The 22198-nt window shown below is 68.4% G+C and carries 20 protein-coding genes; 11 read left to right on the top strand and 9 right to left on the bottom strand.

Features of this window, described 5'->3' with window-relative positions; all coding sequences use genetic code 11:
* Positions 1–42: 42 nt before the first annotated feature.
* The gene (locus ACWDMM_RS19925) at positions 43–918 is read left to right on the top strand and encodes an LLM class F420-dependent oxidoreductase (RefSeq protein ID WP_195079317.1); all 876 of its coding nucleotides are present in this window, start codon (positions 43–45) and stop codon (positions 916–918) included.
* A gap of 86 nt (positions 919–1004) precedes the next feature.
* On the opposite strand, the gene ACWDMM_RS19920 is transcribed toward ACWDMM_RS19925, so the two are convergent.
* A complete protein-coding gene (locus ACWDMM_RS19920; protein WP_323124055.1) occupies positions 1005–1496 on the bottom strand; it encodes an adenosine-specific kinase in 492 nt (163 codons plus the stop codon).
* A 293-nt stretch (positions 1497–1789) separates the two neighbouring features.
* Positions 1790–2548: a PP2C family protein-serine/threonine phosphatase gene (locus tag ACWDMM_RS19915; protein WP_323124054.1), complete on the bottom strand. Its 759-nt coding sequence runs from the start codon at positions 2546–2548 to the stop codon at positions 1790–1792.
* A gap of 662 nt (positions 2549–3210) precedes the next feature.
* Between ACWDMM_RS19915 and ACWDMM_RS19910 the strand changes: the two genes are divergently transcribed.
* A complete protein-coding gene (locus ACWDMM_RS19910; protein ID WP_195079319.1) occupies positions 3211–4638 on the top strand; it encodes a superantigen-like protein SSL4 in 1428 nt (475 codons plus the stop codon).
* A gap of 18 nt (positions 4639–4656) precedes the next feature.
* On the opposite strand, the gene ACWDMM_RS19905 is transcribed toward ACWDMM_RS19910, so the two are convergent.
* The gene (locus tag ACWDMM_RS19905; protein ID WP_195079320.1) at positions 4657–4995 is read right to left on the bottom strand and encodes an MmcQ/YjbR family DNA-binding protein; all 339 of its coding nucleotides are present in this window, start codon (positions 4993–4995) and stop codon (positions 4657–4659) included.
* Positions 4996–5175: 180 nt separating this feature from the next.
* Here ACWDMM_RS19905 and ACWDMM_RS19900 point away from each other — a divergent pair, with 180 nt between their 5' ends.
* From ACWDMM_RS19900 to ACWDMM_RS19885, 4 genes are all read left to right on the top strand, one after another.
* Entirely contained in the window at positions 5176–6726 is a 1551-nt protein-coding gene (locus tag ACWDMM_RS19900; RefSeq protein ID WP_449938784.1) for an acyl-CoA carboxylase subunit beta, read from the top strand.
* A 70-nt stretch (positions 6727–6796) separates the two neighbouring features.
* Positions 6797–8248, top strand: coding sequence for a lipase maturation factor family protein (locus ACWDMM_RS19895; RefSeq protein WP_195079321.1), 1452 nt, complete (start codon positions 6797–6799; stop codon positions 8246–8248).
* A 145-nt stretch (positions 8249–8393) separates the two neighbouring features.
* Entirely contained in the window at positions 8394–8534 is a 141-nt protein-coding gene (locus ACWDMM_RS19890) for a hypothetical protein (protein WP_195079322.1), read from the top strand.
* Between the two features lie 51 nt (positions 8535–8585).
* Complete coding sequence (locus ACWDMM_RS19885; protein ID WP_323124053.1) at positions 8586–9791, top strand: mechanosensitive ion channel family protein; 1206 nt, start codon at positions 8586–8588, stop codon at positions 9789–9791.
* Positions 9792–9835: 44 nt separating this feature from the next.
* Here ACWDMM_RS19885 and ACWDMM_RS19880 read toward each other — a convergent pair whose 3' ends face one another.
* The 5 genes from ACWDMM_RS19880 to ACWDMM_RS19860 form a co-directional block, all read right to left on the bottom strand.
* Positions 9836–10336 (bottom strand): metallophosphoesterase family protein, encoded by a 501-nt coding sequence (locus tag ACWDMM_RS19880; RefSeq protein WP_195079323.1) that lies wholly within the window; start codon positions 10334–10336, stop codon positions 9836–9838.
* 370 nt (positions 10337–10706) lie between these two features.
* A complete protein-coding gene (locus ACWDMM_RS19875; protein WP_357102891.1) occupies positions 10707–11078 on the bottom strand; it encodes a hypothetical protein in 372 nt (123 codons plus the stop codon).
* Positions 11075–11950: a DUF692 domain-containing protein gene (locus tag ACWDMM_RS19870; protein ID WP_323124051.1), complete on the bottom strand. Its 876-nt coding sequence runs from the start codon at positions 11948–11950 to the stop codon at positions 11075–11077. Before ACWDMM_RS19870 ends, ACWDMM_RS19875 begins: the two co-directional genes overlap by 4 nt.
* Positions 11943–12848 (bottom strand): TIGR04222 domain-containing membrane protein, encoded by a 906-nt coding sequence (locus tag ACWDMM_RS19865; RefSeq protein ID WP_357102888.1) that lies wholly within the window; start codon positions 12846–12848, stop codon positions 11943–11945. Before ACWDMM_RS19865 ends, ACWDMM_RS19870 begins: the two co-directional genes overlap by 8 nt.
* 111 nt (positions 12849–12959) lie before the next feature.
* Positions 12960–14186 carry a PucR family transcriptional regulator gene (locus ACWDMM_RS19860; RefSeq protein WP_357205537.1) on the bottom strand — a complete coding sequence of 409 codons (1227 nt, stop codon included), beginning with the start codon at positions 14184–14186 and terminating at the stop codon, positions 12960–12962.
* A 170-nt stretch (positions 14187–14356) separates the two neighbouring features.
* Here ACWDMM_RS19860 and ACWDMM_RS19855 point away from each other — a divergent pair, with 170 nt between their 5' ends.
* The 5 genes from ACWDMM_RS19855 to ACWDMM_RS19835 all read left to right on the top strand — a co-directional run bounded on the left by ACWDMM_RS19855 (position 14357) and on the right by ACWDMM_RS19835 (position 20316).
* Positions 14357–15823, top strand: a complete 1467-nt coding sequence (locus ACWDMM_RS19855; protein ID WP_449938776.1) for a class I adenylate-forming enzyme family protein — start codon at positions 14357–14359, stop codon at positions 15821–15823.
* 98 nt (positions 15824–15921) lie between these two features.
* The gene (locus tag ACWDMM_RS19850; protein WP_195079327.1) at positions 15922–17742 is read left to right on the top strand and encodes a DUF3556 domain-containing protein; all 1821 of its coding nucleotides are present in this window, start codon (positions 15922–15924) and stop codon (positions 17740–17742) included.
* A gap of 28 nt (positions 17743–17770) precedes the next feature.
* Positions 17771–19189, top strand: a complete 1419-nt coding sequence (locus ACWDMM_RS19845) for a phytoene desaturase family protein (RefSeq protein WP_195079328.1) — start codon at positions 17771–17773, stop codon at positions 19187–19189.
* Positions 19190–19417: 228 nt separating this feature from the next.
* Complete coding sequence (locus ACWDMM_RS19840; protein WP_195079329.1) at positions 19418–19648, top strand: hypothetical protein; 231 nt, start codon at positions 19418–19420, stop codon at positions 19646–19648.
* 95 nt (positions 19649–19743) lie between these two features.
* Positions 19744–20316, top strand: coding sequence for a GNAT family N-acetyltransferase (locus ACWDMM_RS19835; protein ID WP_323124049.1), 573 nt, complete (start codon positions 19744–19746; stop codon positions 20314–20316).
* Positions 20317–20332: 16 nt separating this feature from the next.
* Here the strand turns inward: ACWDMM_RS19835 and fadD11 are convergent, their stop codons facing one another.
* Positions 20333–22159, bottom strand: coding sequence for a fatty acid--CoA ligase FadD11 (gene fadD11, locus ACWDMM_RS19830; protein ID WP_449938770.1), 1827 nt, complete (start codon positions 22157–22159; stop codon positions 20333–20335).
* Positions 22160–22198: the final 39 nt, after the last annotated feature.

The following is a 22198-nucleotide window of genomic DNA, read 5'->3' as shown; positions in this document are numbered from 1 at the left end:
GTGTGCGGTCATACAGGGTTGTCCAGCAGAAGGAACCGCTTGATGGAGCTCGGTTTTCACATTCCCATCTTCGACATCGACGGTGGCACCACCGCCATCGCCGGTGAGCTGGCGCGGGTCGGCGCCGCCGCCGAGGAGTCCGGCGCGACCTGGCTGTCGTTCATGGACCATTACTTCCAGATCGAGCCGACCGGGTTGCCCGCGGAGGCGAACATGCTCGAGGGGTACACCACCCTCGGCTATCTGGCCGCGCACACGTCGCGCATCGATCTCGGGTTGCTCGTCACCGGCGTGACCTACCGGCACCCCGGCCTGCTGGCCAAGATCGTCACCACCCTCGACGTCCTCTCGGGCGGCCGGGCGGTCCTCGGGATCGGCGCCGCGTGGTTCGAGCGTGAACACCGCGGGCTCGGCGTGCCGTATCCGCCGACCGCCGAACGGTTCGAACGGCTGGAGGAGACGCTGCGCATCTGCCGCCAGATGTGGGACCCGCAAGACAACGGGCCGTTCGACGGGAAGTACTACCAGCTGGCCGAGACGCTGTGCTCGCCGCAGCCCATCAACCGGCCGAAGGTACTCATCGGCGGTGGGGGAGAACGCAAGACGTTGCGGTTGGTCGCGCAATACGGCGACGCCTGCAACCTGTTCGGCTCCTCGCCGGCGGACGTCGCGCACAAACTCGACGTGCTGCGTCGGCATTGCGACGACATCGGCCGCGACTATGGCGAGATCCGCAAGACGATCCTCGCCAACAATCCGCGGCCGAGCCCGGAGAACCGCGACGAATTCGTCCGCCAGATGGCCGACTACGCCGCGCTCGGCATCGAGGCCGCCATCGTCACGCCGACTACCGGCGCACCAGCGGCATGGATAGATGGCATGGCGCCCGCCGTCGCGCAACTGGCGGAACTCGGCTGAGACGTCCCCGGCACGGGCCCGGATCGCTGTGCGGCATTCCGGGCCCAGCCGGTGCGTCGGCCGAGGTGACCGCCGTATGGACGGTCCTACAGTTTGTAGCCGATCTGACGGAGCAATTGCCTACGGGCCGCCTGGTCGTCGGCATCCTCCACGCCGAGTGGCGCCGCACCGTCGACCACCCCGATGATTCCTCTGCCGAGTTCCGTTTCCGCGATCAGTACTTCCACGGGATTGGCTGTGGCGCAGTAGATTCCGCAGACTTCCGGGACCTGCCGCACGGCGTTGAGCACATTGACGGGGTAGCCTTCGCGAAGGAAGACGACGAAACAATGTCCGGCGCCGATGGCCACCGCGTTCTTGGTGGCGAGTTCGGTGAGCGCGTCGTCGTTGCCGGAATGGCGGACCAGGCGCGGTCCGGAGGCCTCGCAGAACGCGAGCCCGAAGCGCAGGTGGGGGCCGACCCCGACCAGCGCCTCGTGCAGGTCTTCCACGGTCTTGATGAAGTGGGACTGCCCGATGATGACGTTGAGATCGTCCGGTTTGTCGATGCGCACGGCTGTCAACTCCACAGCGCACATCCTGCGCCCCGGCGTCGCCGATTCATAGCATTTCTGTATTTGTTTCCGAACGCGTCGCGGTCGGTCCCGTGATCGCCCCGCCTCGGCGGACGCACCGGCCCGATGGGCGCGCCGGACCTCCTTCGCCGATCGCCCGCTGGCCGGAGGTACGCCTGGATCAGCGCAGTCGGACCTTGGTCCGTCGTCAGCCCGCGCATGGCCGCAGCGAAGGCGGAGGTACGCCTGGATCAGCGCAGTCGGACCTTTGTCCGTCGTCAGCCCGCGCATGGCCGCAGCGAAGGCGGAGGTACGCCTCAGTCGTGGCCGGGCCGGGAGGGCAAGTCCACGACCAGCGCGGTGGCGTTGTCTTTTCCACCGGCCAGGAGGGCGGCGTCCACCAAGGTGCTCGCGATCGTGGGAGCCGCGTCGCCGTCGGCGAGGATGGCTTTGACCGCGGCGATGCCGAGTGGCTTGTGTACACCGTCGGTGCTCAGCAGCAGCCTGCCGGTGCTGGACCCGGTGGCGGCGTACCCGATCGCGTCCGGCCGCACGGTGCGCGCCGAGGTGGTGACCAGATGGCTCATTCGCGGGGTGGGAACGAGCCCGCGGGTGCGGTACAACTCCGCGACGGTGTGGTCGGTGGTGATCTGGTGCAGCACCCGCCCGTTCCAGCGATACGCGCGACAGTCGCCGACCCACGCCACCTCGCAAGGGCCGTCTGGTCGACCGGCGGCCGGAAGCACCGCGACCACGAGCACGCTGTCGGCCGAGGGTTCCGGGACTTCGCGCAGCAATTCCTCCTGGGCCGCGAGTATGCCCGCGCGTGCCCCATCGCGTGCGGCGACGCGTGCCGCGGTGGCGGCGACCGTTCGTGCCGCGCGGGCACCCAGCAGATGATCTCCGACCCCGTCTGCGACGACGTACGCCGTCGCTCCGGTCGTGGCGTCGGTATCGATCGCGACCGCGTCGGCGTTGATCGACCGGGACGCGCGCCGGCTGGCCGAAGCGCCCGTCGCCCCGCCCAGCCACGATGTCTGGATCCGCGGCATGCTCGCGGTGGTACCGGTAAACACGAACTGGTCTCCTCGGGGCTGGGCTGGGGAGTGCTGCCGACCAGCACCCTTCAATGACACCGCAGCACTATTTGGGCTTGGCGAGAGACGGTTGTGTGAACGCTGAGAATTCGCTTTCGATCCGGTCACGGCGGGCGTCAGGGCCGGATTCCGGCAATCAATCGGCTTACTCATCATCGCTCGGCGCATTTGCGTTCTCCGTCGGAGAACTGGCGCACACAGCGCACCACTCGCCGGCGTCGATCACGTTTGTCCGATTTGTTCGCCTCTTCGGTGCCGGTGGCCTGCGGCCGGATCGTTGCCGGCGGTACGTTCGCCCTGCTGTGGCGGGCCGTCGCTGCCGATGCGGCGCAGGGCGCAGCTGTCCATCGCGGGGGTCGGGGTGAGTGTCCAGCGCAGTAGACAACGCGCCGTAGATTTTTCGGATGTCGGTATCGCTCACTTGTTTCCGTCGCGGCTGCCGGCAGACATCATGACTAGGCAAAACGCATTCGGCAGAAGGCGATTTCGATAGAGTATGCAGTTGTCGGTGACGTAGACAACATCCGAAACTCGGGTGAATTCCCAGCCTTACCGGCGGGTACGTGATCGAATGCTCTGCAACAGACGTCTCGAACCCGCGGTGACGCGTCACGGGTTCGGTAATCCGGGAGGTTGTGGCTGTGGTCGACGCAAGCGTGCCCACGCTGCGTCCGTCCGAGCTGGAGAGATTGGCCCAGCTCGACGAACACGACGAACTTTCCGCCGAGCAGGTGCGATCGAGTTCGCAGCGGCTGGGCGTGCCGGAAGAGGACCTGTGGCAGTGGTTGCGGGACCGCCGGAGTGCGTCCGCGCCCACCCGACGCATCGGCGTTCCCGATCAGCCGCCCACGAGCGTGGACGTTCCCGATCAGCCGACCGCAGCCGTCGATGTGCCCGACCCGCCGACCACGCGCGTGGAGATCTCCGACGCGCCGACCACACGTGTCGGGGCTCCCGAGCCGCCGACCACACGCATAGCCGTCCCCGACCCGCCGACCACCCGCATCGATGGTCCCGAGCCACCGACGAGGCACGTGGGATACGGGCAAACCAATCACCGGCCGTCGCGCATCATCACACTCCCCGAAGCGGCCGGAGGCGGGCTGCTGCCGCAGATCTCCGACGGGGACGTCACCACCTTCCGGGCCGATGCCTACCGCAGCCTGCCGCCGGAGGAGTTCGCGCGCATCGACGCCGTCTACACCGACGGCATCCACACCGCCTGCCGGTGGCTGGCCGAGCACACCGGACGACCGTGCAGGCACGACTTGAATCAGAACGGTGTCGGCAGCTGGCTGGGGCCACGCGGGGCGGGCTTGGCCGAATACATGCTCTCGGTGCTGCAACCGCGCCTCAGCGTCCCGGACCGTTTCCAGCAGGGCGCCGGTTTGGTCGACGAGTGGAACGACATCCTGAGCCTGTACCGGTTCCTCGGCAGCCTCGTCGCCGACAGCCCGAGCCGTGGGCATACCATCACGCGCCTGCGTGGTGCCCAAGCCGCCTTCCTGCTGCACGGTCTGCGCTTGGATCTGCCGCCCGACCTGGCCTACTCGGTCGGTCCCGGACTGACCACGGTCCCCGTCGACGACGACCTCGTCGCCCGGGTCAGGGCCAGGACGTCCGATCCGGTGGACGCGGCGGCGATCGTCACCGCACTGTTCACCGGCGCCACCGCGATGGAGCTCAACGCGATCCCGTGTGTCGCGCTCACCATCGACGCGTTGATCTTCAACGGCCCCATCGGATACACCCACGCTCCCGACCTGTATGTGTGGGTGATACCCCCGTCGGCGCGAACTCTGCTCTACGAAGCCCGCGAGCACCAGGAATCGCGCCCCACACCCAACACCAAGCTGTTCGCCGGCGCCATCGGCGGAGCGGGTTTCCGCCTCCGCAGGCTCGCCGCGGCGTGCGAGGTGACCCTGCCGGATCTGTACCACTGGCACCACAGCTGGATCCGCGAAGCCGGACTGCTCAGGAAGTCCGAACAACCGACGCCGGTCCGCAACACCGATCTGCTCTTCGGGCTGAAACTCGCGCCACGGCCACGCCGCCGCCGCGCCCGCTGACGCCGGGGCGCCGAGCGGTCACTCGGCGTTGTCGAGGAGCTGCCGCGGTGCGGCCTGCCGCCACGAGTCGCGCACGATGGCTTCGAGTTCCTCCCGGTCGTCGAGGGCGGTCAGCCGTGCGCGGACCCAGGCATTGCCTGCTTCGTGCGCGGCGATCCAGAACTTGTCCGGTTCGGCGACGACGAGTTCGTCGCGGTCGTGGATGGGACAGCGGACCGCCATAGAGGTCTCGGCTTCCGGAAGGGTGAGGAACAGTTTGCCCGCGACCCGGAAGGTCGGCATCCCCCAGGCGAATTGTTCGGACGTCTGCGGTAGCGACAGCGCGAAGGTGCGGACATCGTCCCCGGTGAAGCTCATGCACCGAATCCTGCCAGGCCACACCGGAAGTCTCGTGCCGGACCGAGCCATAGGGCGCGGTGCCAACGCAACTGCCCGCACGTTGTGAGCTACCCAGTAATCGCCTAGGGAACACGGCGCTGCCCGTCGAGCCCCCTATCGTCTGCGCAGGTGCCAGTGAGGTCGAGAGGCAGTTTGCGGATGGTCGGCACGCGCGAGAAGTTGGATCAGTTGCGGGAGACCCTCGCGATCGCTGAGGAACCCGCCGGTGCGTCCGGCATCGCGAAACGACAGAGCAAAGGCATTCCCAGTGCCCGCGAGCGGGTGCGATCGCTGCTCGATCCGGGGACGTTCGTCGAGATCGGCGCGCTCGCGCGCACCCCGGGAGCGCAGGACGCGAAGTACGGCGACGGTGTGGTCACCGGCCACGGCCGTATCGAGGGGCGGCCGGTCGTGGTCATCGCGCACGACCAGACCGTGTACGGCGGCTCGGTCGGTGAGATGTTCGGGCGCAAGGTCGCCCACATCCTGAAGTTCGCCTACGAGAAGGCGTGCCCGGTGGTGGCGATCAACGATTCCGGCGGCGCCCGCATCCAGGACGCGGTCACCTCGCTGGCCTGGTTCGCCCACATGAGCCGGCGCCAGGAACGGCTGTCCGGATTCCTCCCGCAGGTGTCCATCATGCTCGGCAAGTGCGCCGCCGGTTCGGTGTACGGCCCGGTGAACACCGACGTTCTCGTCGCGACCGAGAACTCCTACATGTTCGTCACCGGACCCGAGGTCATCAAGACGGTGACCGGCGAGGATGTCACCGCGGAGGAACTCGGCGGCGCCCACGTGCAAGCCCGCAACGGCACGATCCACCACGTGACCGCCACCGAGCAGGAGGCCTTCGACTGGGCCCGCAAATACCTGAGCTACCTGCCGTCCAGTTGCTTGGAGCAGGCTCCGGTCGTGAACCCGGGTCTGGAACCCGAGATCACCGCCACCGATCTCGAGCTGGAGTCGATCATCCCGGATTCGGACCGGGCGGGATACGACATGCACGAGATCCTGCTGCGCATCTTCGACGACGGCGATTTCCACGAGATCCGCTCGGCCACCGCGGCCAATCTCATCACCGGCTTCACCCGCGTCGACGGCCGCAGCGTCGGCGTCGTCGCCAACCAGCCGCTGGTTCTCGGCGGCGCGGTGGACGCGAAATGCTCCGACAAGGCAACGCATTTCATCCGGCTGTGCAACGCCTTCGGCATTCCTCTGGTGTTCGTCGTCGACACTCCCGGCGTGCTGCCCGGTGTGGAAGAGGAGCGCAACGGTGTCATCGTCCGCGGCGGTCGCGTGTTCCGCGCGATCATCGAGGCGACCGTGCCCATCATCAACGTGGTGGTCCGCAAGTCCTACGGCGGTGCGTACGGCTTCATGGCGTGCAAACAGCTCGGGGCCGATATCAGCCTGGCCTGGCCCACCGCCCGCATCGCGGTGATCGGCGCGGAGAGCGCGGTCGACATCGCGGGCAGGCGGCAGCTGGAGCAGGTGCCGGAGGAGCAGCGCGCGGCCGTGCGGGAATTCATGATCGACCAGTACAACACCACCGTGGCCACGCCGTGGATCGCGGCCGAACGCGGATACATCGACGCGGTCATCGAACCCTCCCGGACCCGGCTGGAGATACGGCACGCGCTGCGGCTGCTGCGCGACAAGGAGGCGGCTGCCGAACCCAACCCGCGCAAGCACAGCCTGTACCCGATGTAGCGCGGGTTTCCCTGCCGCCGGGCGGGGTATGCGGTGGGGGCGAAGGTCCGCGGTCGGAGGAGTTGCGGGCATGGACTGGTTCACCGCATCCGAATATTGGTTGAGCAGGCAGCTGCTGACCCGCGGTGTCGCAGCCGTCTACCTGATCGGCTTCGTGGTCGCCGCCCGGCAATTCCGGGCGCTGATCGGGGAGCACGGCATGCTGCCGGTACCGCGATGGCTGGCCCGGCGGTCCTTCCGGCATACGCCCAGCATCTTCCATCTCCACTATTCCGACCGGTTCTTCGCCGTGGTGTCCTGGTTCGGCGCGGCGCTGGCCGCGGCCATGGTGGCCGGTGCCGCCGATCTGGTGCCCCTGTGGGCGGCGATGCTGATGTGGACGCTGTTGTGGGTGCTCTACCTGTCGATCGTCAACGTGGGACAGGACTGGTACGCGTTCGGCTGGGAATCGCTGCTGCTGGAATGCGGGTTCCTGGTGATCTTCCTCGGCAACGACCGCACCGCGCCCCCGGTGCTGGTGCTGTGGCTGGCTCGCTGGTTGCTGTTCCGGGTGGAGTTCGGCGCCGGATTGATCAAATTACGCGGTGATCGGTGCTGGCGCGATCTGACCTGCCTGTACTACCACCACGAGACGCAGCCGATGCCGGGGCCGCTGAGCTGGTTGTTCCACCATCTGCCCAAGCCGCTGCACCGGGTCGAGGTGCTGGGCAACCATGTCGCCCAGCTGGTCGTGCCCTTCGGGCTGTTCGCGCCGCAGCCGGTGGCGAGCGCGGCCGCGGCCGTCATCGTGATCACCCAGCTGTGGCTGGTGCTGTCGGGCAACTTCGCCTGGCTGAACTGGCTGACGATCGTCCTCGCGTGCGGCGCCGTCAGCGGGCCGGCGGCCGCCGCGGTGCTGCCGGTGCCCGCACCGCCGCCGCTGCCGGGACCGCCGCCGTGGTTCACGGGCCTGGTCATCGCGTTCACCGCGGTGGTGGTCTTCCTGAGTTACCGGCCCGCCCGCAACCTGATCTCCAGTCACCAGGCCATGAACCGGTCGTTCGACCCCTATCACTTGGTCAACACCTACGGAGCGTTCGGCAGCATCGGACGCACCCGCTACGAAGTGGTCGTCGAAGGCACCGACGAGCCTGCCGTCACCGAGCGGACGCGGTGGCGGGAATACGAATTCAAGGGCAAACCCGGTGATCCGCGCCGGCTCCCGCGCCAGTGGGCCCCGTACCACCTGCGTCTGGACTGGCTCATGTGGTTCGCCGCCGCCTCACCGCGGTACGCGCAGTCGTGGCTGGGCCCCTTCTTGGCGCGACTGCTGGAAAACGACGCGGCCACGTTACGACTGCTGCGGCACAATCCGTTCCCGGACGCCGCACCGCGCTACGTCCGAGCCCAACTGTATCTGTACCGCTTCACCACACCCCGCGAATTGGCACACACCCGGGCGTGGTGGGACCGCACGCTGGTGACGCGCTACGTTCCGCCGCTTTCGCTGGACGACCTGCATTACCGCAGCCATTCCGGCTGACGGCCGGTACCGCGTGATCGGCCGAGAATCCGTGACGGACAAGGGCTCTGCCGTGCGTGGTGGGATTCGCCACAACCGGCGTGGCGACGATCGGCGGTGAAAGCGGGTATGCGCCTCGATGACGCAACCGACCGAAGGAGGATGTATGTCCGTTTCGGCCTCGCGCTCGCAGTATCGCGCCGCCCGCCGCGGCGGCCGTCCAGGCACGGAACTTCCTGTCGAATGGACCATCGCGGCATGGGTTTTGGTGTTGGCAGTGCTGAGTATCGCCTTGGCGCTGCTGTAAGACCAGCACTCGCCCGTGTGCAGGCCCGCTCGGCGGAGCGGGAGTGAAGCATTGCACTCACCTGCCTGGGACCCGGGCAGCGTCGAATGCTCCGGATTCGTGGCGCTGCGTCGCAGGCGCGGCGAGAACCGTTGTCTCGCGGCACGGTGGGTGGACGAGGAGAAGGAGTTCGACCCGTTGGAGGAAATACTACGGCCGCTCATCGTGCTTCTCGGCACGGTGGCCATCACCGTGACGGCCGGTCTGCTGATCGATCGCTTACTGCGCTACACCGCCCGCAGACGTCCGGGCAACCAGCTCCCCACCTTGCTGCGGCGGGTGCAAATGCCCGTGCAGGTGTTGCTCGGCGCGTTGGCGTTGCACGCCACCTACCCGTTGGCGCACCTCGACCTGCGTCAGGACGCGATGATCCGGACCGGTCTGGCGACCGCGGCGATCATGGCCGCGGCATGGTGTGTCATCCGCGCCGCCGACGCGGTCGCGGAGAACACGCTGCGCTCGTATGCGCGGCGCACCCAGGACGTCACGCGGGTGCGGCAATTGCGCACCCAGCTCGGCTTGGTGCGCCGGATCGTCACCTCGGTCCTGGTGGTGACCACCGCCGCCGTCGTGATCCTGCTGCTGGTGCCGAGTCTGCGGACCCTGGGCACCTCGCTGCTGGCCTCGGCGGGGGTGATCGGCATCATCGCCGGTGTCGCCGCGCAGTCGACACTGAGCAACCTGATCGCCGGATTGCAGATCGCGTTCGGTGACTCGGTGAAGATCGGCGACACCGTCGTGGTCGAGGGGGAGTGGGGCATCGTGGAGGAGATCACTCTCGCCTTCCTCACCGTGCGGATCTGGGACGACCGACGGCTGACCATGCCGGTCTCCTACTTCAACAACAAGCCGTACGAGAACTGGTCGCGCGGCGGTTCGCAGATCACCGGGACGGTCTTCCTGTACCTGGACCACAGCACGCCGGTGCCGCTGCTGCGTGAGCACCTGGAGGAATATCTGCGCACCCGCTCGGATTGGGACGGTCGCGCCTGGGGCCTGCAGGTCACCGACAGCACGCCGACGAATATCGTGGTGCGCGCGACGATGTCGGCGGCCGACGCCGACGACGCGTGGAACCTGCGGTGCGCGGTTCGCGAGGAAATGCTCGCCTGGCTGGGCCGCAACCACCCCTACGCCCTGCCGAAGATCTCCACCGCGATCACCGATTCCCCCATCGGCGACCGGCACCTGGCGCTGGTGGGCGACCGGAGCGACTGAGGCTCACCGCGAGCGAACGCTGAAGGCGCGCGTGCACCGAAAGATCAGTGTTTCGGAACGGTGTGCAGTACGACCTGGCTCAGCTGCCCGGCCTGTATTCGCGCGGTGAGATAGGTGTGCTCCGGTTGCCTGCGGCGGTCGGTCGGCGAGCCGGGATTGAGCAGGCGCAAGCCGCTGTCCGCAACGCTGTCCCACGGAATGTGGCTGTGGCCGAAAATCAGGACATCGGTGTCCGGGAAATCCCGGGCGCAGCGTTCCTCGCGGCCCTTCGCGGGTCCGGTTTCGTGTACCACCGCCAGCCGGAGGCCGTCGAGTTCGGCGCGGGCGACCTCGGGCAGTCGCGCTCGCAGTTCCGGACCGTCGTTGTTGCCGAACACGCCGATGAGACGCGCGCTGCGCGCTTGCAGGCGGTCCAGCAAGGCGACCTCGACCCAGTCGCCCGCGTGCACGATCACGTCGGCGGTGTCGACCTCGCGCCACAGTGCCTCCGGCAGATCCCGCGCACGCTTGGGCACGTGCGTGTCGGAGATGATGAGCAACCGCATGGTGACCGGTCTACCACGGCTGCGGTGGGGGATTATCTCGGTCGAACCGCAGACCGCGTGGTAAATCGGCCGTGTGATATCTCTCACAGGATCTCGGCGACCCCGTGGAGATTGGACCTCCGGTCGTGGGTATGCCCGGCCGTGACGGTGACGCAGTGGGGCGCACCGGTGCGACAGTTTCCATCGTGTTGTCCGGGAGGGCTTGTGTCTTCGATGCTTTCGTTTCTCATGCTCATGCTGATGCTGCCGGGGATGGCGACCGTCGCTGCGTATGTGACGGTGGCGGTCAGTGTGTGGCTCGAAGAGCGTCGCGACGCCGGCGACTCCGCGGTCCCGGTCGAGGCCCGCCACCCGTAGGACCGGCCCGGACTCAGGGGGCGCCGCCCGATGCGCGATGCCGGGGAAACCAGCGCCTCCCCGCCCGGCGAGGTGTGGCCGGCCATTCGATACCGGTGGCGGACGCGAAGGCGGCGGCGTCGGCGGACGTGGTGGTCTTCGGGTGATGCCGGGCCCACGCCGTGAAGCGGGCGGTGAAGTCACCGTGACAGGCGTGCACCAGCAGCGGGAAACGCCGTGCCACCTCGCCGGCCCGCTTGCGCAGCAGGGCCTCGGCCGCCGCGCCGACGGCCTCGGCATCGAATCCGGGAGGTACGGCGGCTCCCGCGACCAGTGCGCGCACCAGCGCTGCTTGCCGCTGGGCCAGCGTCGCGCCGTCGGCAGGCCGCCCTGGCACAGCGCTCATGTCGGCACCGCCCTGGCGCCCGCGGTGATCGGCGGGCGGGCGGCGGCCGCCGCGATGGCGTCCAGTTCGTCGAGCAGTTCGGCCGCGGGCGGATAGTTGCCGTCGCGCTCCAGCATCATCGGCGCCGGACGATGCGCGCGGAATTCCGCGACGAGCGCGAGAACTTCGCCGGGAACCGGATCGGTGTGCGTGTCGTGGTAACGACCGCCGGATTCGTGACCGCCCGCGACGTGGCAGTACGCCACGTGTTCGGTGGGCAGGCGCAGCAGCTCGGCGAGCGGGTCGCGACCGCGGTTGCGGGCGTTCGCGTAGACGTTGGCGACATCGAGCAGCAGCCGGACACCGGTGCGCTCGACGAGTTCGGACAGGAATTCCGCTTCGGAGTATTCGTCTTCAGGCCAGTCGAACAGCGTGGCGATGTTCTCCACCGCGAGCGGGACGTCGAGCGCCGCCGTGGTCCGCGCGATATTGCGGGTGAGCGCGTCGAGCGCTTCCCGGGTGCGCGGTACCGGCAGCAGGTGGCCCGCCTCCAGACCGCCCGCGCGCACGAAAGCGATGTGCTCGCTCACCAGCGGCGCCGCCACCGCCGCCGCGCAGGCTGCCAAGTGCTCGATCCGCCGGCCCTCGACCGGATCCGCGCCCCCCAGCGACAGCGAGATGCCGTGCGGCACCACGGCGACGCCGCGCGCCCGCAGGGCGGCCAGTTCCTCGGGGACGGCGACCCGCCCGCCACGGTGCGGATCGCGGATCAGCGATTCGGCGATGACCTCGCAGAATTCCAGTCCGTCCAAGGCGGCGATCACCCCGCAGATCTCGGGCCGCCACCCGATGCCGAGCGCGTCCGGCGGCAGCGGGCCGGATCGCTCAGCCACCGCAACCGCCGCAGCCCCCGCCGCACCCGCTGCCGCATCCGCCTCCGTCACCGCTGTCGCCGCCCCCGTCGCCGCCGCCCGATGTACTCGGCGGCGCGACCGCCTGGGCCAGTCCAGGGTCGAGCGCGACGAGCGCACCGATACCGAAAACGGCTGCCGCGACCGCCGCGCTCTCGGCGCCGTAGGTCGCATAGGAAGGCGAATTGCTCGGCCGCAAATGCCGATTGCGCTCGGATACGGCGTCGCGGGCACGAACGCCGAGCGCGGTGAGCCGGGGTTTGCGCACCACCAACCAGTAGCCGAACGCCTGCGCGATCACCAGCACCACCAGCACACCGACCGGGTTGCCGTGCGAGGCGCCCGCGATGATCCGCACCACGCCGAGCGCGCCGGTGACCAGGAGCGGCATGCCCGCGTCACGCAGACCGTGGCGCATCTCGGGCCCCGGGAAGTACCCGAGGTCGACCATTCTGGTGCGCAACGTGTCGAGCGATCCGCCGACGATGGTGCCGACGGTTTTGCCCTGCCCCGCCGCCAGCCGGTCGTACACCGACACGGTGAACGGATCCAGCGCCCCACGCTCCTGCGCGGTGAGGGGGCGAACCGGCGCGGCGGCCGAGTCGATCGCGTCGACGCCGCGCAACCGCGCCATCGCCGCGAGCACGGCGTTCTGGTCGCCGTACAGCATCCCCAGCTCGGGCGAGGTCAGCTCCGCGCCCGGCGCGGCGGCCGCGTCGATGTCCGGATCCGCGCCCGTCACCCGTGAGCGCAGCCAGATGCCCGCGATCACGGCCACCAGCACGAGCGGTACATAGACCGCGAGGAACTGCGGCCCGGAGACACCCCAGGTATCACCGGCCGCGACAAGCCCGTCCGAGCCCACCCCGATCACCTTCATCTCCCACCTTGGAATCGGTCCAACCTGCCCTCAGTATCGGGCCGCGAAGCCGTACACGCCATGACGAATCGCCGTGAGGCGCACAGCGAGCGGTCGTGACGCGCCGTCCGGTCACTGCACGCGGCCGAGACCGAGTTGCTCGGCGACCATCAGCGCGACTTCGGTCTCCAGCCGGTTCACCGTCAACGGGTGGCCCAACACCTCTTCCGCCCTGCGGATCCGGTAGTGCACGGTGTTCTTGTGGACGTGCATGCGCGCCGCGGCGTCGGTGAGGCTGCCGCGGGCCTCCAGATAGGTCTGCACCGTCTCGCGCAGACGAGCGGTGGTCTCGTCCTCGCGCATGAGATCGCCGAGCACCCGACGCACCCATGCTTCGGTGTCGGGCAGATGGTCGACGAGCAAACTCGCCAGCGCGACGCGGGCGTGCACGGTGAGCGGGCGGGCGGGTTCGGCGAGCAGCGCGAGGCTGCGAGCGCGCTGGGCATCGCGGAAGGTCTGCCGGAAGCCGGCCAGCCCGGGGCCAGGATCGCCGACGGCGACGCTGATTCCGGGGCGGCGGCGCAGATCTCGCTCGAGCCGGTCGGCATCCAATGCCGGTTCGCCGGCCGACGATATCCACGCCCAGCAGTTCTGCTCGTCGACCAGCACCGTCAGCGGATGCTTGCCGGTCGCGGCGGCGACCATCGAGGTGCCTGCCCGCAGCAGTTCGATCGAGGACGCGCCCGGTTCACGCACCCAGACGACGGCGGCCATATGCCACCCACGCAGTGAGGCCGACAGCATCTCCTCCGCCGAGGCCACGTCGAGGTCGTCGGTGTCGAGCACCGCGCGGATCTGCGCCGCTCGCGTGGTGTCCGAACGCGCGTCCCAGCGACGGCGTTCGCTTTCGTAGATATCGATGAGGCCTTCGATGACCTGGTCGATGTAGCTGTTGACCAGCACGGCGACCCTGCTGGTGGTCGCCAGGGCGAGATCGGCGGGTGTCCCGGCCTGCCGGAGCACGGCGATGGTCTGCTGCATGAACATGTGCTCGCCGAGGCGGTACGCGCGCAGCAGGGCCTCCAGGGACATTCCGTGCTGGGCGAACCGGCGAGCGTACTCGGCGGCCGCGGGCGGCACCGTGATGTCGTCGCGCGAGATGCTCAGCATGAGCATGTCCAGGATCGCGGTGAGGTTGGACGCGGTGCTGGCGATCATCAATCGCCGCACTTCGTCGTCGTGGCGGAATTCCGGAATCACCTCGGCGAACATCGCGGTCATGCCGGAGGTCAGCCGGTCGAGATCGGCTTTGACGCGTCCGGCGACATCGCGGATGGTGCTGTCCACGTCGGCGCTCATGCCGGGACCGTACCGGAATCGGTACGGCGGTTCCGGCGCATTCCGCGTTCTCTTGTGCCGCCGGTACAAAGCCCGGCGAAAACTCTGGGATGCGGGCCCGTAGCCCGGTTGCCGCGCCGAACCTAACTTGGACTGTAATCCCCGTCACCACGGAGTAGGTGAGGATATAAGTGCAGCACATCGTAGAAATTCCCGAAGTCAGGGCGACCTGGAATCCGTCCGGACCCTGTATCGCGGACGACCGCGAGCACATCGACAATCAGACTTTCGCGAAACGGGTACGAACGGCCGCCGCCGTCCTGTCCGCGCATGGCGTTCGCGAAGGCGACGTCGTCGCCCTCGTATTGTCGAATCGGCTCGAATTCGTCGTCGTCCTTTTCGCGGCGTGGCGGCTCGGCGCCGCGGTCACTCCCGTGAAACCGGATTCGACCATCGAGGAGGTGCGCTATCAGGTCGGGGACTGCCGGGCGAAGGTGGTCGTGACCGAAGGCGGGCGCACAGCGGCGACGCTGGATGTGGCCGAGGTCGCCGGGCTCGGCCCCGAGCTCGCCGGACCAGAGCCGGCGTCGGTGGATCCCGCCGCCGCGGCGCTGATCATCTACACCAGCGGCACCACCGGGCAGCCGAAGGGTGTGGTGCTCGATCACGCCAACATCGCCGCGATGTGCGAGATGCTTGTCGAGGCACTGGCATTGCGCGACACCGACCACAGCCTGTTGATACTGCCCCTGTTCCACGTCAACGGGATCGTGGTCAGCGTCCTGTCGCCGCTGCTCGCCGGCGGCCGGGCCACCATCGCGGGCCGATTCTCCGCCTCGGCCTTCTTCGGCATCGTGGAACGTGTTCGCCCGACGTACTTCTCGGGCGTCCCCGCGATCTACGCGATGCTCGTCGCGCAGCCGGACGGATCGACGCCGGACACTTCGTCGTTACGCCGCGCGATCTGCGGGGCCGCGCCCATGCCCGCGGAACTGATCGCGCGGTTCGAAAAGCGTTTCGGCGTTCCGATCGTGGAAGGCTACGGACTGTCCGAAGGAACGTGCGCGTCGACGCTGAATCCGCCGGAGGGACCGCGGAAGCCGGGCACGGTCGGGCTCCCGCTGCCGGGGCAGACCGTCGCGATCATGGACGCCGACGGCCGAATCGTGCCTGCGGGGAGGAGCGGGGAAGTGGTCGTCCGGGGCGCGAACGTGATGCGCGGCTATCTCGGCCGGCCCGAGGCGACCGCGAACACGGTTGTCGACGGCTGGTTGCACACCGGTGACGTCGGCTATTTCGACGCGGACGGATATCTGGTCCTGGTCGACCGGATCAAGGACATGATCATCCGAGGGGGCGAGAACATCTATCCCAAAGAAATCGAGAACGTCTTGCACGCCCACCCTGCCGTTTTGGAGGCCGCGGTGGTGGGCGCTCCCGATCCGGTCCTCGGGGAGGTCCCGGTCGCCCATGTGGTGACGATGCCCGGCGCGCGGGTCGACGCGGCGGATCTCGCCGAGCACTGCCGGAAATCACTCGCCCGCCCCAAGGTTCCGGTGTCGATCGAACTCGCCGAAGCGCTGCCGCGCAATCCGGTCGGCAAAATCGACAAACGCAAGCTCCGCGCGTCGGTCGCGGAAGCGGTCACCACGGCATAGCAGAAATCCGCTCGGCGGTGAGCGGAACTCCATGATCCGAACCGATTTCGGCCGGGTCCTCGCATGCTCTATTCATCGGATGAGAAAGGTCCCGAACAATGGGATTCAAAACAGCGGATTTCCCGCCCGTCGATGTGACGACATTCCTCGACCAACCGTTGCGGGAGCGGATGAGAACGCTTGCCCTGCATTGGGTCGAATACGGTTTCGGCTCGCCGAGGATGATCCACACGATTTATCTGCTCAAGGTGCTGCTGGTCTCGGTGCTGGGCGGCGTCGCCGTGGCGACCTGGAGTTCCGGCGTCGGCCCGTTCTGGGATGTCGCGGCGTGGTGGAACGAGCCGATCGTCTACCAGAAGCTGGTGCTGTGGACGGTCTTGATCGAGGCGCTCGGCATCGCCGGGTCGTGGGGGCCGCTCGCGGGCAAGTTCCGGCCGATGACCGGCGGAATCCTGTTCTATGCCCGGCCCGGCACGATTCGCCTGCGGCCGTGGCGGCGGGTGCCGTTCACCGGCGGCGACACCCGCACGGTCGGTGACGTGCTGCTGTATCTGGCGTTCTTGGGAACGTTGCTGGCGGCGATCGCGCTGCCCGGCGTGCCCAGTGCGTCGCTCAGCGCGGCGCTGCCGGACAATACCTCCGGCTTGGTGAATCCGGCGCTGCTCGTCGCTCCGATCGTGCTGTACGTGCTGTGCGGTCTGCGGGACAAGACGATCTTCTTGACCGCGCGCGGCGAGCAGTACCTGCCCGCATTGGTGTTCTTCGCGACGTTGCCGTTCGTGGACATGATCGTCGCCGCCAAGTTGCTGATCTGCGCGGTGTGGATCGGAGCTGGTGTGTCGAAGTTCGGGCGGCACTTCAGCAACGTGGTTCCGCCGATGATGTCCAACAGTCCTGGCGTGCCCGCGAAGTGGATCAAGCGACTGCACTACCGTGACTTCCCCCGCGACATCCGGCCGTCGAAGGTCGCCTCGTTCCTGGCCCATGTCGGAGGCACGACCGTCGAGATCATCACCCCACTGGTGCTGTTGTTCTCCACCAACCACTGGCTGACGCTGGCCGGAGTGGTGCTGATGGTGGTCTTCCACGCGTTCATCACCTCGACCTTCCCGCTGGCGGTGCCGTTGGAGTGGAACGTCCTGTTCGCCTACCTGGCGGTGTTCCTGTTCCTGGGCTTCCCGAACGGGAGCGGCTATGGCCTGGGTGATATCTCCTCACCGTGGCTGGCCGTGGCAATTGTCGCGGCGCTGGCGTTCTTCCCGATCCTCGGAAACCTGCGCCCGGATCTGGTGTCGTTCCTGCCGTCGATGCGCCAGTACGCCGGCAACTGGGCCTCGGCCCTGTGGGCCTTCGCGCCCGGTGCGGAGGAGAAGCTCAACACCATCGAACACCGGCCGACGACGAACCAGATCGACCAGTTGAAGGCCATGGGGTATCCGCCCGCGGTCGCGGAGATCACCATGCAGCAGACGATCGCGTGGCGCTCGATGCACAGCCAAGGGCGCGGCCTGTTCTCCCTGCTCTACACCCACATCCCGGACATCGATCGCTGGACCGTGCGAGAGGGCGAATTCGGCTGCAATTCGCTGATCGGCTTCAACTTCGGCGATGGTCACCTGCACAATCTCGATCTGATCGAGGCCGTGCAGTCCCGCGTGGGATTCGCTCCGGGAGAATGGATCGTCGTGTGGGTGGAATCGCAGCCGATCCATCGCGGGGTCCAGGAGTATCAGGTCATCGACGCGGCGCTCGGCGTCGTCGAGCGCGGCACCTGGCGGGTGCGTGACGCGGTCGAGGCGCAGCCGTGGTTGCCCGACGGGCCGATTCCGCACGAGGTGACCTGGCGGCGCGCGGGCTACACCGTGCCGATGCCGCCGCGCGAATCGAGCCGGGTGCTCGTGCCGCAGACGGTCGGCTGAGCTAGGGATATCAGGGACGGAGAGCGATATGAGCACAGCGGTCGTGGTCGGCGGCGGTCCCAACGGCTTGGCGGCGGCCATCGTCCTGGCCCGAGCCGGGTTGGACGTCACCGTGCTGGAGGCCGCCGACGAGATCGGAGGCGGCGCCCGCAGCGGCGAGGCCATCGTGCCCGGTCTGCTGCACGACCACTGCTCGGCCATCCACCCGATGGCGGTCGGCTCTCCGTTCCTGCGCGGTCTCGACCTGGAGCGCTACGGATTGTCCTGGGCATGGCCGGAGGTCGACTGCGCTCATCCGCTCGACGACGGCACGGCGGGCGTGCTGCTGCGCTCGGTCGCGGAGACGGCGGCCGGGCTCGGCGGCGACGGCCGGGTGTGGCGGCTGCTGTTCGAGCGGACGGCCGCGGGTTACGAGCGGATGAGCGGTGACATCATGCGGCCACTGCTGCGCGTGCCACGCCATCCGGTTTCCCTCGCCCGCTTCGGGGTTCCTGCCCTCGTCCCGGCCGCTCTGCTGGCAGGACTGTTCCGGACGGAGCAGGCCAGGGGGCTTTTCGGCGGCGTCGCGGCTCATGCCTTTCATCCACTGCATCGACCGCTCAGCGCGAGTATCGGTCTGGGCATCCTCACCGCCGGCCACACCTACGGTTGGGCGGTCGCCGCCGGTGGATCGCGGCGCATCACCGAAGCCATGGCGGCGGCCCTCGGTGACCTGGGCGGCAAGATCGAAACGGGTGTTCGCGTGCGGTCGCTGTCCGATCTGCCGACGGCGGCTGTGACGATGTGGGACTTGGCGCCCACCGCGGTCGCGGAAGTCGTGGGTGAGCGCCTGCCTCCGCGAATCAGGAGGGCGTACGACCGTTTCCGTTACGGCCCCGGCGCGTACAAGGTCGACTTCGCCGTGCACGACGGCGTGCCGTGGACGGCGCGGGCGGCCCGCCGGGCGGGGACGGTGCATCTGGGCGGCACGTTCGCCGAGGTCGCCGCGACCGAACGGGACATCCACCGCGGCCGTATGCCCGAACGCCCCTTCGTGCTGGTCGGTCAGCAGTATCTCGCCGATCCGCAACGGTCGGTCGGCGACATTCATCCGATCTGGGCATACGCTCACGTCCCGCACGGATATCGCGGCGACGCGACGGCGGCGATCACCGCCCAGATCGAACGCTTCGCTCCGGGATTCCGTGACCGGATAGTCGGGACAAGCGTGCGCAGCGCGGCGGAATTCGCCGAATACAACCCCAACTACGTCGGCGGCAACATCATGACCGGCGCGAAAGACATCCCACAGCTGCTGTTCGGCCCCCGCGTGACCCTGCAGCCCTACGACGTCGGCGTACCGGGCCACTATCTCTGCTCCGCCGCGACGCCCCCTGGTCCTGGGGCGCACGGTATGTGCGGGGCGAACGCCGCGCAGCGGGCGCTACGGCGGGCGGGTGTCGGATAGCCGGGAAAGTCGGGTAACGCGTCCCGGGCATCTGAACGCCGGCTCGCCGGGGCACCGGCCGTCCGGTTCAGGCCCGCCCGAGAGTTGCACACGAGATGGGGAAGCGTGCTGGTCGACCGGTTTCCCGTAGGTTCGCCAGGGCAATCGGTCAGCATGGATGCTGAAAACACGAGCGGAGCGGCACACGCGGCGGATACGACGTCGAGCGGCGCGCAGGGTTCCGGTCGAGTGACGCAAGACGACTTGCGTCGATTGCTGGCCACCGACGAACCGGACGCGCGCTTGGTGCTGGAAGAGGGGCACGTCAAAGTCGAACCCGGCTCCCGATCCGAGCCGCGGGGGATGCTGATCCTGTCCCGAGCCGACCTCGCCGACCGGCTCGGAGCCGATCCGGACGCCGCTGCGCTGGCCGCAGCCGCCGCCGAGCTGGACGCCGAGGTCCGCCTCCGAGGCGCCTGATCACCAGCGCCGAACTGCGCCGATGCGGAGGTGAACCAACACAGGCGCCGGAATATCCGTTGCCCGGCCGGACGCAGGGCGACCACCATAGCGGTATGGACATGCAGTCGTGCTCCGCACTCGCGCCGGGCGTCGGGCCACCCCAGCGAATCGAGGTGGACGAGCTGCTGTTGCGGCGGTGGCTTCAAGAGGATGTGCGGCCGCGGCTCGAGGCGATCAACGCGTCGTTCGACCTCATCCACCCCTGGATGGATTGGCTTCCCGAACCCGCGACGCTGGACAGTCAGCGCGCTTTCGGCCGGGAGACCGACGAGAGCTGGCCCAGCGCCGCCGGAGCGTTCAACTACGGCATCTTCGATGCCGCGGGCAGCGTGCTCGGCGCCATCGGCCTGCACGATCGGCTCGGTCCGGGTGCGGTGGAGATCGGCTACTGGTGTCACGCCGCCCACACCGGCCGCGGCGTGATCACTCGCAGCGCAGCGATCTTGACCCGTATCGCCTTGGCGCTGCCGGGCGTCGATCGGGTCGAGATCCACTGTGACGAGGCGAATGTCCGCAGCGCCGCGGTGGCCCGGCGGCTCGGCTATCGCCTGGACCGGATCGAGCCACGCGAGAAGCGCGCGCCCGCGGAGTCCGGTCGCGGCATGTACTGGATCAAGGAGCGCTGATCGGCCACCGGTCCGCTCAGGTGGTGGTCACCGTGACGGCCTGTGCGCCGGGTTCGTGGATATCCGGGCCGGGGGCGGGGTCGTAGAGTCCGGCGATCTCGGCGGCGTATTTCTCGGCGATCACCCGGCGCTTGAGTTTCATCGTGAGGGTGACTTCGTCGCCGCCCGCCTCCCAGAAAGCCGGCAAGAGGCGGAATCGCTTGACCTGCTCCACGCGGGACAATTTCGCGTTGCCCGCGGCGATGCCCGCCGCGATCTGCTCGATGACACCGGCGTCGGCCGACAACGCCGCCGCCGAGGAATCCGGCAGGTTGTGGCGCGCGGCGTACGGTCCGGCGGTTTCGGCGTCGAGGACGACCAGCGCGGTGTTGTAAGGGCGGCCGTCGCCGATCACGGCGATGGCTCCGATCAGCGGTGTCGCCGCCTTGATCGCATTCTCGATGTTGGTGGGGGACATGTTCTTTCCGGCGGAGTTGATGATCAGCTCCTTCTTGCGATCCACGACCCTGAGGTACCCCTCGTCGTCGATGGTGATCACGTCTCCGGTGCGCAGCCAGCCATCGGGGTCGACGGCCTCGGCGGTCTTGCCGCGGTCGCCGCGATAGCCTTTCATCACCAGCGGACCGCGAACGTGCAGCTCGCCGTCGTCGGCGATCCTGGCCCCCATGCCGGGCAGCAGTTTGCCCACGGTGCCGAGCCTGGCCTCGTCCGGGTGGCTGACGCTGCAGATGCAGGTGAGTTCGGACATGCCCCAGATCTCGGCGATCGGGATGCCGAGCCCGGCGAAGAAGCCGAGCGTTTCGGCCGGGATGGGCGCCGCGCCGGACATCGCCCAGCGCACGCGATCCAGACCGAGTTTCGCGCGCAGCCCCGACAGGACGAGCTGGTCGGCGCGCGCCCACTCGGCGGCGACGGAGGCGGGGACCGGCTCGCCGTTCAATTGATGGGCGCTGCGCTGGGCGGCGACCGTCAACGCCCACCGCAGAGCTGCCTTGCGCTGCTCGTCGGGTTCGTTGGCGACCGCGAATTCGATTGCCGCTCTCAGTTTCTCCCACACCCGTGGCACGGCGCCCCAGATCGTGGGGTGCAGGTCGGCCAAGGCCGAGCCGATCCGGGTCGGGTCGGCGACACAGGTCACCTGCGTGCCGAAGACCTCCTGGAAGTACAGCGCGGTCAGTCGGTCGGCGATGTGCGCGGTGGGCATGTAGGAGGTGATGGTGTCGCCGAAGCGGATGCCCAGCACCTGTTCGACCGCATAGCACTCGAACATGAGGTTCGCGTGCGTCGTCTCCACCCCTTTGGGATCGCCGGTGGTGCCCGAGGTGTAGATCAGCGTGGCGACGTCGTCGGGCCGGACCGCCCGCCAGGCGGCGTCGAAGTCGAACTCCGCCGCGCCCGCGGCGAGCACGTCGGCGACCGACAAGGTGCCCTCCGGAGCGTCGTCGACGCAGACGATGTGGTCGAGTTCGACGCCGCTCGCGCGGACCCGCTCGACATATCGCGGCTCGCAGATCAGCACGCGAACCCCGGCGTTGCGCAGTACGTACGCGATCTGCTCCGGTGACGCGGTGTTGTACACCGAGAAGCTGGTGGCGCCGAGGTGCTGGGCCCCGATCTCGAGTGGATAGAACTCGATGCGGTTGGACATCATCAGAGCCACCGTGTCGCCACGCCGCACGCCCAGTCCCGCCAGGCCGGCGGCGATCAGCCGGACCCGCTTGGCATACTCGCGCCAGGTCAGGGTGGCGGCGTCACCGGGGGTGCGCAGGGCGACCGCGTCCGGGGCGACAGTCGCGTTGTGCTGGAAGGCGGCGGGGAGGGTGTCGAAGCGTGGAGTGCTCACGGGAGGAATTCCTTCGGGTCGCAGGACGCATGCCGCCGC

It is taken from the genome of Nocardia sp. NPDC003726, assembly GCF_053586955.1.
The sequence above is the reverse complement of the archived record's forward strand: the minus strand, read 5'-3'. Positions and strand labels throughout refer to the sequence as shown.

Excerpts from the sequence above, each read along its gene's own strand:
- ACWDMM_RS19900 (WP_449938784.1), top strand. The coding sequence starts at position 5,176 with ATGGTCGGCACGCGCGAGAAGTTGGATCAGTTGCGGGAGACCCTCGCG.
- ACWDMM_RS19880 (WP_195079323.1), bottom strand. The coding sequence starts at position 10,336 with ATGCGGTTGCTCATCATCTCCGACACGCACGTGCCCAAGCGTGCGCGG.
- ACWDMM_RS19920 (WP_323124055.1), bottom strand. The coding sequence starts at position 1,496 with ATGTGCGCTGTGGAGTTGACAGCCGTGCGCATCGACAAACCGGACGAT.
- ACWDMM_RS19835 (WP_323124049.1), top strand. The coding sequence starts at position 19,744 with ATGGACATGCAGTCGTGCTCCGCACTCGCGCCGGGCGTCGGGCCACCC.
- ACWDMM_RS19875 (WP_357102891.1), bottom strand. The coding sequence starts at position 11,078 with ATGAGCGCTGTGCCAGGGCGGCCTGCCGACGGCGCGACGCTGGCCCAG.
- ACWDMM_RS19905 (WP_195079320.1), bottom strand. The coding sequence starts at position 4,995 with ATGAGCTTCACCGGGGACGATGTCCGCACCTTCGCGCTGTCGCTACCG.
- ACWDMM_RS19890 (WP_195079322.1), top strand. The coding sequence starts at position 8,394 with ATGTCCGTTTCGGCCTCGCGCTCGCAGTATCGCGCCGCCCGCCGCGGC.
- ACWDMM_RS19865 (WP_357102888.1), bottom strand. The coding sequence starts at position 12,848 with ATGAAGGTGATCGGGGTGGGCTCGGACGGGCTTGTCGCGGCCGGTGAT.
- ACWDMM_RS19925 (WP_195079317.1), top strand. The coding sequence starts at position 43 with ATGGAGCTCGGTTTTCACATTCCCATCTTCGACATCGACGGTGGCACC.
- ACWDMM_RS19845 (WP_195079328.1), top strand. The coding sequence starts at position 17,771 with ATGAGCACAGCGGTCGTGGTCGGCGGCGGTCCCAACGGCTTGGCGGCG.
- ACWDMM_RS19860 (WP_357205537.1), bottom strand. The coding sequence starts at position 14,186 with ATGAGCGCCGACGTGGACAGCACCATCCGCGATGTCGCCGGACGCGTC.
- ACWDMM_RS19895 (WP_195079321.1), top strand. The coding sequence starts at position 6,797 with ATGGACTGGTTCACCGCATCCGAATATTGGTTGAGCAGGCAGCTGCTG.
- ACWDMM_RS19850 (WP_195079327.1), top strand. The coding sequence starts at position 15,922 with ATGGGATTCAAAACAGCGGATTTCCCGCCCGTCGATGTGACGACATTC.